Origin of the sequence: Risungbinella massiliensis (assembly GCF_000942395.1) — a bacterium.
Taxonomy (GTDB): domain Bacteria; phylum Bacillota; class Bacilli; order Thermoactinomycetales; family Thermoactinomycetaceae; genus Risungbinella; species Risungbinella massiliensis.
The window spans coordinates 1,354,362-1,370,372 of record NZ_LN812102.1; the positions used below are offsets into that span (position 1 = coordinate 1,354,362).

Below are 16,011 nucleotides of genomic sequence, written 5' to 3' on the forward strand. Positions count from 1 at the left end.
AGTCACAAAAAGTATTATATCAGCTATAATTCGATAGCGCAATACTTTATGCAAAATTAAATTCGGCGATTTGGTCCTTCCACCAAGATCGGTGTCACAAAATGGCGAATCCGCTCCATAATACGCTTAGCCTTCATCTCATCTGTGGTGTTGCGACCTTGTGCTAAATGGTCCTCTAACTCATCTAATGAGAGATTGGAAGTATACATCGTAGGCAATCCATTCGCGGCACGATAGTGTAAAATGGCACCAATCACTTCATCACGAACCCAAGGAGTCAAATACTCTGCTCCAATATCGTCTAAAATTAAGAGGGAAACACTTTTAAAGAGAGATAGCTTCTCCCCTAAGGAACGATCTTCAATCGAATTACGCACCTCACGAATAAAATCTGGTACATATACCATAAACGAATCGATTCCATTCTCTACTAACTTATTGGCTATCGACCCTGCTATAATACTTTTCCCTACTCCGAGTGGTCCATGCAAAAAGAGCCCTTTGGAAGGGAGTTTACCTTGACTAAACTGCTCACAAAAGTCAAAAGCAGCTGCAATAGCTTTGGCTCTTCCTTTTGTGAAGTCAATCTGATCGAGAGATGAAGAGGTGATATCCATTGGGATATGCATGCTTTTAAAAAGATCCTTCTGTTTATTCCATTCTTCTTCTCGCAGTTTCTTTTGACAGGGGGTCATTCGAACCTCCAAATAGCCTGCGTACTCCATTAGTTTTGGAGTATGTCCTTTCATCATATTGGGACACTTGGCAAGTCCAGGACAATGATTACACTGCTCCTGTTCCGTGACCAGATGCATCAACTGATGATAATGCCTGTCCAACTGGGAACGAGTCACTTCTGGATGTTCTGCCAAGAAGGAACGAATCGCCGGGTATTGCAATAAAAGATTTAGTTGTTTGGAACGGTTTATTTTGGCTTTGGGATCTGGCTTGGTAAAATGTTGGATCGAGTTCATCAATATCGGCTCTCCTTCCCTTGCATACTCTTCCGCCTCTCAAAATTCTCGTCCATTTTTTTCATCTTGGCATGAAGTTGTGCCTTCATCTTTTCAAATTCTTCATCAGTCAACTCATCCGAACCCGATTTTCCCTCTAGTTGGTTACGAACTGCTTCTGGCAAATTGGAGTTATTTTTTGTTGTATTTTTGGTTGTTCGAGTTCGACTCTCCCTTACACTAGAAGCATCTTGACGACTTCGGCGTTTGGTCTTTCCTTCCACTTCTTCTACTTCTTTTAGACACTGGTTTCTCGCTTGTTCCAACGTTTGGATACCAAGTCGTTTCCAATGACCAGCAATTTTTTCTACCAAAGGTCGAGATAGTTTACGATCATACTTAATCAACACATAATCAAGCAATACATTGACGACAGCAGACGGAAGTCGAAACTCTGTTAAAAGAGATTCCACTAACTCTACATCTGCTCGGGCTATTTGGGATCCACCATGATACAACTTCAATAACTCTAATGGCGAAATTTGGGCAAGTCGCTGAAAATGTTGCTCTGCACGGTCATCCATCTTGGTTTTTGGCTCTTGTGTAAGGGGTTGAGCAATCGTTAGCTTATCTTCTTTTTCTCTTTCCACAAGCTTAAGTCGGTCTTTTCGTTGAACCGAGGGTAATGACCGATATTGATAGCGATATTCTTGTCTGACATACTCTCGGAGACGTTCACGATCCACACGCCCACCTGGTGTCACATATGGATTTTGAAGAGCTTTAATCAGTCCCCATGAATCTAATTGGTAAAAGCAACAGATCTCTTGAATCTCCTCTTCTACTTCTTGAGTCCATGCCTCAGGGCCTAGCATGGTAGCCAATCTCATCTTAATCGGCTCCAAATCAATCTGCTCTGGGACTTTTGGGCGTTTTCCGTTCATGCCTTCGGTGTTGACAGTCGGAGTGGCTTCTTGCCATTGTGCCGTTTGTAACATTGCTTGAGGAGAGATCACACCAAATACTTCCTGAAATGATTTGGTGACATTTCGCCCTTCTTTCTTTTTGTCAACAGAGTCCAAGGAAAACAACCACTCCCTTGTCATCTGAAAACGTTCCTTGCCAATCCGCTCCCAGAGCATCGCTCCTAAAATATCACTAGCAAAAAAATGCACTGGTGCAAGTGGTGGAATCAAGCGATACTCTAAATATTTATCCCATTTATCTGTTTCTGTCTCATATGTTTCCAAAAGACCGATCCCTTCTAGACGTTGTCTAGCCTCCAAGAGCTGTAAAGAGGTGATCGATAATAGATTAACTAGATAGGAGTGTGTATATAGTGGAGATGCTCCCGGACGATGAAAGGGTAGCTGATATGATAATGTCATATACAAGGCAAACGCATCTGTTCCAATTAACGGTTGATATAGATGTGTTAGAGACAAAAAGTCCGTCCCCTCTATTGGACGAACCGAGCGTACAAGCCAACCTTGTTCATTAGCCAAGAATGTATAACCTCCTCTCCCCATAAAACCAAATACAGAATCTCTATTTTAACTCTTTTCCTGATCGATGCAACAAATCTTTTAACTCTGTGACAAACACATTTAAATCTTTAAATTGACGGTAAACGGAGGCAAAACGAACATATGCTACTTCATCTAAAGAGACCAGCCGATCCATTACCATCTCTCCTACTTCTTGAGATGGGATTTCAGCCCGAGAACCTTCTCTTAAATTCCGCTCGATCTCAGACACCAATCGCTCTAACTTTTCCAAGGGTACTGGGCGTTTTTCACATGCTCGAATAAGCCCTCGTAGTAATTTATCACGATTAAACTCTTCGCGGCTTCCGTCCTTTTTTACTACAATGAGAGGCTTTAATTCTAGCATCTCAAACGTGGTAAATCGTTGCTCACACTCTTCGCATTCCCGACGACGACGTATTGCTTTGCCATCATGTACTGGACGAGAGTCGAGAACTTTACTACCTATGTAGCCGCAATACGGACATTTCATGACAAAGTTCTCCTATCCTAGTAACTTTCCTCCTATTGTATCGAGCTTAAACTACGATGACAACTAACGGTTTTGTCGGTAAATTTTGAGTAGGCTCCCATATAGGAAGCCATCTTCTTTTACATGCTCAGCAAATCTGTATTTTATGGAGCTAAGCATTCAATATATCTTTACGATGGAAATAATAGCCTCCCAAGAGAAGGGATCCTACCAACCAGAATACTAAAATGAGCGAACCTGTGAAAAAAGACAGTTCGAAAACAGTTCCATTGGTAATATAGTGACTCCAATATTTCCCGATATTTAAATGATAGGAATAAAGCCAAGCAAAATACTTGTTACCCGTTCCTACAGCTTGACCAAACATCGGATTTGCAAAGATGAAAATAACGACAAAACTAAATATATTTACTACTAACGCTACCGCAGTACTAACCATAGAACTTTTAAAGAAGGAAGAGCATAGCATGGTAAAGCTCGCTACCACTAGCATCGTAAGGCATGATAGCCCATAGGTCGTCCAAACATACTCAGACATTGGGATAATATCCGCCTTCGTATAATCTGGGATCAAAATCTGATCACCTTGTCGTTCTTCTCGTGGGATGTTTTTTAGTTCATTAGCAGGGATTGTTTCATAGGTTTGAGGTACATTTACAAATGTTGGCTCATTGGCTCCTGCTGTTCCATTTACAGCCAATACTCCCAAAATGGTAGTAACGATAAAACCTATACTCAACAAAAGCGTAGCAACGAAACTAACCAACCACTTTCCAATAAAAATCTTCCACCGTGAAATTGGGCGAACAAGAAGTAACTTGATAGTTCCAGATGTCGTCTCACCAGATATAAAATCGGCGACTAATAACACTACCAAAAGCGGTAAAACTGCAAGAACAATCAGAGGGCTGATCTCGCTAAGCATAACGTAGGAGGACGACCATGCATACATAGGATCCAATGGGCGTTGATCCTGATCTAACAAATACTGCATCTTCAGAACTTCTTGTTCTCTCAACGCCTCTTCTCTTTTTTGAATAATAGAAGGTTGACCTTGCATATCTTCTCGAAGCTCTTCCGGAATGTTTTTTGCTTCATTTAGTCGTTCTGTAATAACTCTTCTCCAATCTCCTGTCTGCATATCCTGGGAGTCTTTTAACTGTTTGTCCATCATGATAATCGATTCATTCATATTCTTCATCTCTGATTCCAAAGAACTACGTTCAGTAGGATCTGTCGTTTTAGCTAGTTGTTGTTCGATCTGCGTAACCTGTAATTTCATATCTTCTAATATTTTCTTATCATCATGAATCGAAATGTCAGATCCTGCACCGGTTATCAAAATCAATCCAGCTGCAAATACCAAGGCAAGTCCAACCGTCACCCAAATCCGTTTTCGGGCTAAAAGTTTCATCCACTCGACACGAAATACCATTCCAAGATCACGCATATTCTTTCTTTCCTTTCATGGTCATTGATTTCTCCCCTGTCAGCTTGAGAAACTCTTCTTCTAGGCTTTGCTTTTTTCGTATTACTTCCGTGATCTGAATCCCACGCATTACCAATTCTCGAATCAGATCTGGTATTTTCCCCATTGGTACTTTCACTAAAAAAGCGCCTATTTCTGAATTTTGGAACCAAAGCTTTTGTTTTCGTAAAAAAGCTACCACTTCTTGAACTGGCTCACATACTAATTCAATCGTTTCTTCTTGCTGCTCCAACAGCTTATCCATTGACTGTTCCGCAACAATAATTCCGTTCTGGATAATCGCAATACGATCCGCTACTTGTTCTATTTCTGCCAAGATATGGCTGGAAACAAAAACAGCCATTCCTTGATCTGCCAATTGACGAATCAGATTTCGAAATTCTCGCATTCCAGCTGGATCTAATCCATTGGTTGGTTCATCTAATATTAATAGTTTTGGGTTTGAAAGAATGGCTTGAGCTACTCCAAGCCGTTGCCTCATGCCAAGTGAGTATGTTTTGACTTTGTCATGGATTCGATCAGTTAGTTTCACTAACTCGGTCACTTCTTGGATTCGGTATTCTAAATTGGGTATTTTGCTTAGCAATCCAAAATGAACGAGATTTTTCCAACCAGACATATAGGAATAAAGTTCGGGATTTTCCACAATACAACCAACATGTTCTAAAGCTTTTTCCCTCTCTTTTTGGATATCGTGACCACAAACTTCCACCGTGCCCGAAGTAGGTTTAATGAGACCTACCAACATTCGAATCGTAGTAGTCTTTCCCGCTCCATTTGGTCCTAAAAAACCATATATTTCACCAGGTTTTACATTCATACTGATCCCATGGATAATTCTCTTTTTTCCAATTACTTTGGATACATTTCGCAACTTCAATATGGTTTCCATAGGTGCCTCCTCAAAATTTTCAAACAATTTACAGTATATCACAACATTTCCTTTTTCGATCTCAAAATAAAAACCTCACTCTATTATAGAATGAGGTCTAATTTCAGTATATCCGCAATTAGGCAGTGGTCTCTACCAATTCTTTTTTCTCGATCCGTCTACCTACTAGTTTAACTAGATCCACAACACGAGCAGAATAGCCCCACTCGTTATCATACCAAGCAAGAACTTTTACTTGTCGTTCCCCTACTACCATCGTAGAAAGCGCATCCACTATGGAAGAGTATGGATTACCTACAAAATCAGTGGAGACTAGAGGTAGTTTACAATACTGTAGGTATCCTTTCATGTCACCCTCTGCCGCCTCTTGGAACGCTTGATTCACTTGTTCTGCTGTTACTTCTTGCTTTAGGTCTACGACCAAATCTACGACCGATACATTCGGTGTAGGTACTCGAAGTGCAAAACCATTTAGTTTCCCTTTTAACTCTGGTAAAACGAGACCCAGTGCCTTGGCTGCCCCTGTTTTGGTTGGGATAATCGACTGCGCACAAGCTCGAGCACGGCGGAGATCTTTATGTGGGTTATCCAGATTTTGTTGATCATTTGTATAGGAATGAACTGTTGTCATCAGTCCATGTTCAATGCCAAAGCGATCATGTAATACTTTTGCTACTGGTGCGAGGCAATTCGTTGTACAAGAAGCGTTCGAAATAATGTGATGTTGCTCGTGTTGATAAAGGTGTTCATTGACTCCCATTACAATCGTAATATCTTCCTCTTTGCCTGGTGCGGTGATGACAACCTTCTTGGCGCCAGCTTGTAAATGAAGACCTGCTCCTTGGCGATCGCAGAATTTACCTGTTGCCTCAATTACTACATCAATCGCTAACTCATTCCAAGGAAGTTCTGCCGGATTACGGTTGGACAATAGTTGTACCATATGGCCGTTTACTTGAATACCTTCTGGTGTAGGAATCACTTCTTCATCGAAAAAACCTTGAACAGTATCGTATTTAATGAGATGTGCCAAAGTCTCTGCTGGATAACTAGCATTGATCGCTACAACTTCCATAGATGGATCCAAGATTGATTGTCGGAAAACCATTCGTCCAATTCGACCAAAACCATTTATCGCAACCCGTAATTTCATATCATAATAGCCCCTTTTAATTAATTATATTACATACCATTTCAACTACATATTATATTAAGTATGTCACATTGACAACAGATAACAAAAAAAACCTTGCTCTTTTATAATAAGAACAAGGTTTAGGTTACTTTATTTCCTTTTTCGGATGCTTTCGGTAGTATTCTTCTACCTGCTTCCCATAAAGTTCTTTATAGTTATCATAGTAAAAGGTAACTTTTTGAACGTAGTGACGAGTCTCTCCATACAACCCCTCTGTGTTGTTTGGATCTCCATCCCATTTTCCACTCTCTATAGCCTTTTTAATCGTACCTGGTCCAGAGTTATATGCAGCAGCAATGATTGCAATCTTATCCGTTTGAAACTGCTTGGATAAATCTACCAGATACCAACTACCCATACGTATGTTGATACGAACATCATCTAGTTCATTAATCAGAGAGAGAGAGAAATTGCCTCTCTTTACAATATCCTTTGCTGTATCTGGCATAATTTGCATTAGCCCTTTGGCGTTTACACGGGATTGTCCATTCGGGTCAAATTTGGTCTCTGCTCGAATAATCGCCATTACAAGATACGGATCCGCACCAGTAGCTGCAGACTCTTCCAAGATGATCTCCTCATAGCGCAATGGGTACATCCATTTTTTAACCAGTGGCACGATCAAAAAAGAGGCGACGATAATCACAACAAGTGAGATCAAAATCCACCGTTTAGGTGGCAATGCTTTTACAAGTGGCCGAAGCCAGAATTTGACTTTAGATAGTTCCATAATCGATCAACCTGACTTTCTGTACTTGATAGAGATCCTTGGTTATCGATCACATAATCTGCTATTTGTCTTTTTTCTTCTATCGACATTTGGGCCTGAATCCTTTGTAAAGCCTCTGTTTCTGTCAATTGGTTTCGCTTTTGAAGTCGTTCCAATTGGACCTCTTTTGGTACATATACAACAATAACTTTTTTCACAAATTCGGTCAATTGACTCTCATAGAGAAGCGGTACATCCCAGATCACAACAGCTTCTTGATGCTTGCGATATAAATCTGTCTGACGATGCATCTCTTGACGAACCAGAGGGTGGATAATCGCATTCAAACGTTTCCGCGCATTTTCATCCGAAAATACAATCGCCCCTAATGCCTCTCGATTTAGATGTGTTCCATCTAGAAGATGAGAACCAAATGTCTCTACAATTTTTTCCAATCCTGGTGTACCTGGTTCTACCACATTACGCGCAATCTCATCTGCATCCACAATCTTGGCTCCACGCTTAGCGAACATCTTGCTAACAGTACTTTTGCCAGATGCAATCCCACCAGTCAAACCGACTACCAAGCTCATATGAGATCCTCCTACTGCTACAAAATCCTATCGTTCTAGGGCTGTCCTTCCTATTGGAGGAACTACTTTGTAACGTGTCCAAATCTTTGTTTGAGTTAGTTTTTGTTTAGTACCTGACATTTTCCACAAAAGTGAGTTCCACGTCCTCCTACCACAATGCGACTAATCGGAGTTCCACAGACTACACATGGTTCCTCTTTGCGACCATACACTTGAATTTGAAGCTGAAAATAGCCCATGTCCCCCTCTCCATTGCGATAGGACCGAACAGAGGCACCGCCTGCTTGGACTGCTTTTTGTAAAGTAGTGCGAATGCTTTGGTGCAGGGATTGAATCTCTTTCGCCGTTAGCGTGTCCACCGTACGTTCTGGATGGATTTTGGCTTGAAACAGGGACTCGTCTACATAAATATTCCCTAATCCAACTAGAAATTCTTGATTTAAGAGGAGCGGCTTGATTTTCGTCTTTCGTTTTTGCAAACCTTTTGTCAACCAATCAATTGTGAAATCATCGGTTAGTGGCTCCGGACCTAATTTTTTAAGCGGAGGATGTTTGTCTTCTTCCCCACTTTTAAACAATTGCATCGTTCCAAATTGGCGAACATCTTGATAACGAAGCTCTGTTCCATCAGTAAAATGAAATATTACATGTGTGTGCTTGGGCACAACCTCCTCTTTTGGGGTGACCCGATATTTCCCTTCCATCCGCAGATGAGAAACAATCACATAAGGTGGCACATTGATTTTTAAAAATTTACCTCGACGTCCTACAGACGTAATCGTCTTGCCGGCTAATTTTTCTGCGAATTCAGATGGAGTATCGGTTTTTTGAATAATGCGAGGTAACGAGACGGTAACTCGCTGAATTGTTTTCCCAACCACTAATTTTTCTAGGGTGCGACGAACTGTCTCCACCTCAGGTAATTCTGGCATCGTATCCCTTCTTTCTTCTCAACAAAGGGGAACCTAGTCTTGCGGGTCCCCCTGCTTATTTTACAAATCATCCTTATTTGGCTTCGTACCAAGTGTCCCCTACATTAATGTCTACTTTTAGAGGGACTCGTAGCTCAAGTGATTGTTCCATCTGCTCCCTCACAAGCTGTTTCATTTCTGGTAACTCATCAGGAGGAACTTCGAATATCAATTCATCATGAACCTGCAATAACATACGGCTTTGCAGATTTCGCTTGGACATCTCCAGGTCGATTTGTACCATCGCATATTTGATAATGTCAGCAGCACTACCTTGAATCGGAGTATTCATCGCAGTTCGTTCAGCAAAACTACGGCGGTTAAAATCAGATGAATGAACATCTGGCAAGTATCTTCTTCGATTTAGTAAAGTAGTCACATACCCATCTTGGCGTGCTTGATCTACAATTGATTCCATATATTTCTTTACTCCTGGAAAGGTAGCAAAATATCGATCAATGAAATCTTTAGCCTCTTTATTGGTTATATTTAAGTTTTGAGATAGGCCAAACGCACTGATCCCATAGACAATTCCAAAGTTAACAGCTTTTGCTTGACGTCTCATCAAAGAGGTAACTTCTTCCTCTGGTACACCAAAGACATCCATTGCTGTGCGAGTGTGAATGTCCTGTTCTTTCCGAAATGCTTCTTGCAAAATTCCATCGCCAGAAATGTGAGCCAGTACCCGTAACTCTACTTGGGAATAATCCGCCGCTAACATCTTCCAGTCCGGATTGGATGGAGTAAAGATCTGACGAATTTTGCGACCTTCTTCTAAGCGAATAGGAATGTTTTGTAGATTCGGTTCCGTACTGCTCAGACGCCCCGTAGCAGCAATCGTCTGATTAAATCGCGTGTGAATTTTGCCATCATCCGCAATCTCTTTTTTTAGCCCCTCTACATAGGTACTATATAATTTCCCAATTTGGCGATAGACGAGGATCTGTTCGACAATTTCATGTTGAGGTGCCAATTTTTCTAACACATCTGCACTAGTGGAATATCCTGTTTTGGTCTTTTTGATGACTGGCAAGTTGAGTTTATCAAATAAAATCTGCCCCAACTGTTTGGGCGAATTAATATTAAACTCTGTTCCTGCGAGTTTATAGATCTCCTTAGTAAGTTGACGAAGTCCTTGGTCTAACTCTACACCCATTTCTTCTAAACGTTCTCTATCAACCTTTACTCCCAACAGCTCCATCTTAGCTAGTACCCAAGTGAGAGGAATCTCCAAATCGGTTAAGAGATTCGATAGATCATATTTTATCAATTCCTCTTGCAGTTTTTCTCGCAGTTTCATCTGGAAGTACGCTTTTTTGCTCAGATGCTCCGCCAATCGTTCTGCTGATAGTGCTTTCCGTTTCGCACCTTTCCCATAAACTTCTTCATCAGAGGAAAGACCACCATCAAGGTAGCGGGTTACCAGATCTGATAGCTCTAGCTGTGTTTCAGATGGATTCAGTAAATAAGCGCCCAAAAGGGTGTCAAACGGCAAACCCTGAACTTTAAAACCTGCACGTTCTATAAGCACTGCATTTCGCTTGATATCAAAAACAACCTTTTCATGTGTATCCGAAGCAAGCCAATTACGAAATGTTGGATTCTCTTTGGCGAATTCCCAATCAAGGAAGTAACCTTCTTCTCCATCAGAGAGGGCTAGTCCAATTATATCTGCCAGATGTGGATTTTCTTTCGTCGACTCGATCTCCATTCCCAATAGAGGTTTCGCCAATAGTTCATCTAGTAATGTACTATTTGATTCCGTGATCACCGTTACCGCAATCTCTTGTTCTTTCGTCTTAGTGATCACAGAATCTCCTTTAGCTGTCGCTAATTTTTGAACCCGATCTACCAACGTCTTAAATTCAAATTTGCGGAATAGCTCTATAATCCGTTCATAGGGTAGATCTCCGATCTCTAATTCTTCCAAGTCAGATGAAATCGGAACCTCTGTAAAGATCGTAGCTAATTTTTTGCTTAACTTTGCCTGCTCTTCGTACTCAGCTACCTTCTCTTTTAGTTTTTTCCCTGATATCTCATCTTTGCGTTTCAACGTCTCCTCCATCGTTCCAAACTGATGAAGTAGTTTCAATGCTGTCTTTTCTCCAACGCCTGGTATGCCAGGGATATTATCAGAAGTATCGCCCATAAACCCTTTTAAATCCGGAATTTGCTCTGGAGTTAGACCATAAACCTCTTGCAATTTAGCTAGATCATAATGATCCATCTCCGTGATTCCTTTACGTGTGAGTAATACGTGTACTGTTTTATTTACCAACTGCAATAAATCTTTGTCACCGCTGATAATCTCTGTTTCTATACCTTCTTTTGCCGCTTGTTTGGCTAACGTCCCGATAATATCATCGGCCTCGTAATTTTCTTTTTGTGTATGCTGGATTCCAAATGCATCTAACACTTCGCGTATATAAGGAAATTGCTCAGATAATTCACTTGGAGTACGTTCCCGTTTCCCTTTGTATTCAGAGAAATCATCATGACGAAATGTTACCTTCCCAGCATCAAACGCTACAAGAGCATGGGTTGGTTTTTGATCTTCTAACACTTTTAGGAGCATCATGGTAAATCCATATACTGCGTTGGTATGGATCCCGCTCGAATTTGAAAGGAGTGGTAATGCAAAAAACGCCCGAAAGGCGATACTGTTTCCATCGATTAAAAGTAGTTTGCTCATAAGCCCCTCACTATCCTACAGATTCAATATCCTCTTATTGTATCATTCTATCCGCATTTTCTAACATCCTCTCTTAACCATTGGAAAAACCTCCTATTTTATTAAGGAGGTTTTGATCAACTTTTACTTCGTCTAAAATTACGCCAAGCGATCCCGATTGCGAACAGCCAACTTACTCCAAGTAGTCCATATACAATCCAAATAATATGATCTGAAGCTTTTAGTACAGATAAGAGTATCTTGGCATTGGTAACTAGAATCATCCCACCTACACTGACACCCAAAAATTCTGGCGGTACTTTTCGTACGATCCATGCTGCAAGCGGGGCAGCAAGCACACCCCCACCCATCAATAGAAAAACCCATGTCCAGTCAACTTTTTGCCACCCTAATGTGAGTAAAAAACCGAGAGAAGCAGAAACAGCAATTGCAAATTCACTTGTATCTACCGATCCGATCACTTTTCGAGGCTCCAAATCCTTTCGAGCTAATAAAACAGGAGTGGTAAGGGGACCCCAACCTCCACCACCGGTCGCATCTAAAAAACCAGCAACTAGACCAAGTGGGGTATCTGTCCAATTGGTAGACCGCTTTTCTGGTGCTACAGAGGTATTTGTATTCACCGGAAAACGCACAAAACGTAAAAGGACATATAACCCAAGTAAAAATAAAAAGCCAGATACATAAGGTTTTACCAGATGGCCAGGCAACGAACTTAAAAAACAAGCACCTACAAATGCTCCAAGGGAACCAGGTACAATCAGTCGTAACACAACATTGCGATCTACATTCCCGAACTTCCAATGGGAGATTCCCGAAGCAGCAGTAGTGACCACTTCTGCTAAATGAACAGACGCAGAAGCAATAGAAGGAGCGATTCCAAAAAGTAAAAGGAGAGAGGTAGACGTAAGACCATATGCCATTCCAAGTGATCCATCCACTAACTGAGCGAAAAAACCAATAAGAGCCAGAATGACAAGACGTTCCATCTATAATCCCCCTTCATTGTGAGAAATTGATTAAGATGGTCGATAACTTGATATTCTGGCTCATCATATGCATTTATCCCATATTGGGTTCGTGTCTAACTTGACAAACTTCTAATTTAGGTCGCGCTGTTTACCCGTTTCGATAAACACAACACTCTCTCCTAAGTTTACCGTATGATCTGCAATACGTTCCAAGAAACGTGCTACGAAGCAAATCTTCAGTGCTACTTCTTTTTGATTATCGTCTTTCATACGTTGCATCATTTCTCGGAACACTTTTTCATATAGATCATCCACTTTGTCATCCGCAACAGCAAGCGATTTTGCTAACATAATATTTCCATCCACATAACTATTAATTCCATCATGTACCATCGCTTGTGTTTGCTCAGCCATTTTATCAATCTCTGGAATTTGTGGCTGAATTACTAAGTTATTTTCGTGCAACTCCAGTGTGATCTCTGCAATATCTTCTGCCAAATCAGCCATACGCTCTAAGTCATTAGCCAACCTTATCGCAGCAATTAACAAACGCAGATCTCTGGCTACTGGTTGCTGTGTTGCAATCAAAATCATTACTTTATCATCAATCAAATCTTCCATTTCATTAATTTGAATATCTTCTTGAATCACTTTTTTAGCGAGATCGACATTTCCTGTTTGGAGTGATTGAACCCCTTGATGAATGGAAATTTCAACCATTCTTGCCATCTGCAACAGCAACCGCTTAATCTCTTGAAGAGATGTATCAAATGGACGTACCATCTCGATTTCCTCCTTAACCGAAACGACCCGTAATGTAGTCTTCGGTCTCTTTTTGTTTTGGATTGGAAAAGAGCATCTCTGTGGAGTTGTATTCAATCAGATCTCCACTTAGGAAAAAAGCGGTCTTGTCTGAGATTCGTGCTGCTTGTTGCATGTTGTGAGTCACAATTACAATAGTATATTTTTCTTTCAGTTCTTGTACTAATTCTTCTATTTTCGCAGTAGAAATAGGATCTAACGCCGAAGTAGGCTCATCCATCAACAATACCTCTGGCTCAACAGCCAAGGCACGAGCAATACAAAGACGTTGTTGCTGACCTCCTGATAAGCCGGTTGCCTTATCTTTTAATCGATCTTTTACTTCATCCCAAAGTGCAGCACCACGTAAACTTTTTTCCACCATTTCATCTAATTTAGCGCGATTTTTTTCACCATGAATTCGTGGTCCATATGCTACGTTATCATAAATGCTTTTTGGGAATGGATTAGGTGCTTGAAAGACCATCCCTACATGCTTACGTAACATTTCTACATCAACTGATTTATCATAGATCTCTTGATTTTGTATTTGAATAGAACCGGTTATTCTTACGTTTGATATCATATCATTCATCCGATTAATCGTTCTTAAAAAGGTTGATTTTCCACAGCCAGATGGCCCGATCAAGGCAGTTACACTGCCTTCTTCTATCTCCATTGAAATATCTTTTAGAGCATGTTTTTCTCCATAGTAAAGGTTTAGATTCTGAACCGAAATCGTCATCTGTTTTGCTCCTCCTATCGTTGGAATTTATTACGTAGATAAACTGCGATCCCATTTAAGGTTAAGAGCAGAGCCAGAAGCACCATCATACCGGCAGCTGCTAATTGGGCGAATTCCTCTTTTGGTTGTGCTAACCAGCTATAGATTTGGATTGGCATTACTGTAAATTCATCCAAGATACTTCCAGGGGTAAATGCAATAAAGGTTACCGCTCCAATCATAATAAGAGGAGCAGTCTCACCTATTGCCCGGGAAATAGCCAAGATCGTTCCTGTTAAAATACCTGGCATTGCATATGGTAGAACGATATTACGGATCGTTTGCCAACGAGTAGCACCCATTGCCATTGATGCATGGCGAAGAGCTTGTGGAACACTAGAGATGGCTTCTCGTGATGAAACAATAACAATAGGGAGAACGAGTAGCGTCATGGTAAGCGATCCAGCCAAAACACTTTTTCCTAAATCAAGTCCTCTTACAAAGAGAGTAAGTCCCAAAATCCCAAAGACAATAGAAGGGACTCCTGCTAAATTGCTAATGTTTAATTGTATAAAACGATTAATTCTCTTCATAAAAGGGCTATTCCCACCATATTCCTCAAGGAAAATAGCAGAAGCTACTCCGATTAGAAAAGTAAGTGGGGCTGTAATTAAAATCATCCAGATAGAACCATAAAATGCAGCTTTGATCCCGGCTCTCTCTGGGAGACGTGAGGCAAAGTTTTGAAAGAAGTCTGCGGTTAACCAAGGAGTTCCTTGTTTCACAATATCAGTTAAGAGTACAGCCAAAACTGCTACTCCAAAAAACGTTGCGATTACAAAGCAAATCTTTCCTATACCGTTTAGGAGCTTTCGTGATGAAACATTTTTGTCTCGTTGTAGCATCGAATTTTGCTGCTTCATTAATACTCCTCCCGATATTTTCTAGCAATATATTGCGCAATAAGATTCATCACAAGTGTGAATAAGAAGAGTGTAAATCCTACTGCATAGATGGATCTGTATTCAATACTGTCATAACTAATATCTCCAAAAGCAGCTTGTACAATATAAGCAGTCATCGTCTGAATAGATTCCAATGGATTCAGTGTTAAGTTAGGAGTTGCTCCAGCGGCAATCGTTACGATCATCGTCTCTCCAATAGCACGAGAAAGCGCCAATACAAACGAAGAAATAATTCCGGAAATCGCAGCTGGAACTACCACTTTCCACGTAACTTCTAAACGTGTGGAGCCGAGTCCATATGCTGCTTCTCGTATGCTATTAGGTACTGCACTCATGGCATCTTCACTTAATGAAGCAATCATCGGGATAATCATAATACCAACTGCGATACTTGCAGATAATGCATTAAAAAAGCTGATATCAGGAAATATCTTTTGTAAAAGCGGTGTGATAAAGGTGATCGCAAAAAAACCATAAACAATCGTTGGAATACCTGCTAAAACTTCCAAAATTGGTTTTACCACTTTTCGTACTCGATCAGAAGCATACTCACTAAGATAGATGGCAGAAGCCAGACCAATTGGTATAGCTACTACTGCTGCCCCTACTGTCACTAATAACGTACCGGAAATTAACGGGCGAATACCAAATTTCTGTTGCTCTCCAGAAAATAATGCTGTCCATTGATCCGCCATGAAAAACTCTTTAATTGGTACCTCTTCAAAAAAAGCCAGTGTTTCCTTGATCAGAGTTATTACTATTCCGAGCGTAGTTACAACGGAGATAATGGCACATAGAAACAAAAGAACAGGAATAATCTTCTCTTTCCATTGTCTGTTGTGAGTATTACGGCTAAATATCTTGTTTTGTTCCAACCGAAACTCCTCCCTTCTTTGAAACGAAACTTCATTCAGCGGGAGTTTTCTTTCATCCACTACTGAATATTGATTGACCTAATCAGGTTCTTAACTGTCCGTCAAAACTCAATAAACAACGCAAAAGGCACCTCTCCCCATTGGGAAGGCACCCTTCGCCGA

The 16,011-nt window shown here is 40.7% G+C and carries 15 protein-coding genes; all 15 read right to left on the bottom strand.

Translation table 11 applies throughout. The features are described from left to right. Positions 1-56: 56 nt before the first annotated feature. Positions 57-974: a primosomal protein DnaI gene (dnaI, locus tag VJ09_RS07080; RefSeq protein ID WP_044640857.1), complete on the bottom strand. Its 918-nt coding sequence runs from the start codon at positions 972-974 to the stop codon at positions 57-59. Further along, positions 974-2,458: a DnaD domain protein gene (locus VJ09_RS17535; protein WP_052807270.1), complete on the bottom strand. Its 1,485-nt coding sequence runs from the start codon at positions 2,456-2,458 to the stop codon at positions 974-976. Before VJ09_RS17535 ends, dnaI begins: the two co-directional genes overlap by 1 nt. Positions 2,459-2,501: 43 nt before the next feature. Next, complete coding sequence (gene nrdR, locus VJ09_RS07090) at positions 2,502-2,972, bottom strand: transcriptional regulator NrdR (protein ID WP_044640858.1); 471 nt, start codon at positions 2,970-2,972, stop codon at positions 2,502-2,504. 151 nt (positions 2,973-3,123) lie between these two features. Then, complete coding sequence (locus VJ09_RS07095) at positions 3,124-4,422, bottom strand: ABC transporter permease subunit (protein WP_044640859.1); 1,299 nt, start codon at positions 4,420-4,422, stop codon at positions 3,124-3,126. After that, on the bottom strand, positions 4,415-5,353 hold the full coding sequence (locus tag VJ09_RS07100; RefSeq protein WP_044640860.1) for an ABC transporter ATP-binding protein: 939 nt from the start codon (positions 5,351-5,353) through the stop codon (positions 4,415-4,417). The genes VJ09_RS07095 and VJ09_RS07100 overlap by 8 nt, the downstream gene beginning before the upstream one ends. 118 nt (positions 5,354-5,471) lie before the next feature. Further along, complete coding sequence (locus VJ09_RS07105; protein ID WP_044640861.1) at positions 5,472-6,506, bottom strand: glyceraldehyde-3-phosphate dehydrogenase; 1,035 nt, start codon at positions 6,504-6,506, stop codon at positions 5,472-5,474. Positions 6,507-6,633: 127 nt separating this feature from the next. Continuing rightward, positions 6,634-7,278 carry a lytic transglycosylase domain-containing protein gene (locus VJ09_RS07110; protein WP_044640862.1) on the bottom strand — a complete coding sequence of 215 codons (645 nt, stop codon included), beginning with the start codon at positions 7,276-7,278 and terminating at the stop codon, positions 6,634-6,636. Next, complete coding sequence (coaE, locus tag VJ09_RS07115) at positions 7,236-7,850, bottom strand: dephospho-CoA kinase (RefSeq protein WP_044640863.1); 615 nt, start codon at positions 7,848-7,850, stop codon at positions 7,236-7,238. The genes VJ09_RS07110 and coaE overlap by 43 nt, the downstream gene beginning before the upstream one ends. Before the next feature lie 95 nt (positions 7,851-7,945). Then, a complete protein-coding gene (mutM, locus tag VJ09_RS07120) occupies positions 7,946-8,782 on the bottom strand; it encodes a DNA-formamidopyrimidine glycosylase (RefSeq protein WP_044640864.1) in 837 nt (278 codons plus the stop codon). A 73-nt stretch (positions 8,783-8,855) separates the two neighbouring features. Further along, positions 8,856-11,513, bottom strand: coding sequence for a DNA polymerase I (gene polA / locus VJ09_RS07125; RefSeq protein WP_044640865.1), 2,658 nt, complete (start codon positions 11,511-11,513; stop codon positions 8,856-8,858). Positions 11,514-11,629: 116 nt separating this feature from the next. After that, positions 11,630-12,502 carry a sulfite exporter TauE/SafE family protein gene (locus VJ09_RS07130; RefSeq protein WP_044640866.1) on the bottom strand — a complete coding sequence of 291 codons (873 nt, stop codon included), beginning with the start codon at positions 12,500-12,502 and terminating at the stop codon, positions 11,630-11,632. 111 nt (positions 12,503-12,613) lie between these two features. Then, the gene (gene phoU / locus VJ09_RS07135) at positions 12,614-13,267 is read right to left on the bottom strand and encodes a phosphate signaling complex protein PhoU (RefSeq protein ID WP_044640867.1); all 654 of its coding nucleotides are present in this window, start codon (positions 13,265-13,267) and stop codon (positions 12,614-12,616) included. A 13-nt stretch (positions 13,268-13,280) separates the two neighbouring features. Continuing rightward, a complete protein-coding gene (gene pstB, locus VJ09_RS07140; protein ID WP_044640868.1) occupies positions 13,281-14,030 on the bottom strand; it encodes a phosphate ABC transporter ATP-binding protein PstB in 750 nt (249 codons plus the stop codon). 14 nt (positions 14,031-14,044) lie between these two features. Further along, the gene (gene pstA, locus VJ09_RS07145) at positions 14,045-14,932 is read right to left on the bottom strand and encodes a phosphate ABC transporter permease PstA (protein ID WP_044640869.1); all 888 of its coding nucleotides are present in this window, start codon (positions 14,930-14,932) and stop codon (positions 14,045-14,047) included. Further along, a complete protein-coding gene (gene pstC, locus VJ09_RS07150; RefSeq protein ID WP_044640870.1) occupies positions 14,932-15,849 on the bottom strand; it encodes a phosphate ABC transporter permease subunit PstC in 918 nt (305 codons plus the stop codon). Before pstC ends, pstA begins: the two co-directional genes overlap by 1 nt. Between the last annotated feature and the right edge of the window lie 162 nt (positions 15,850-16,011).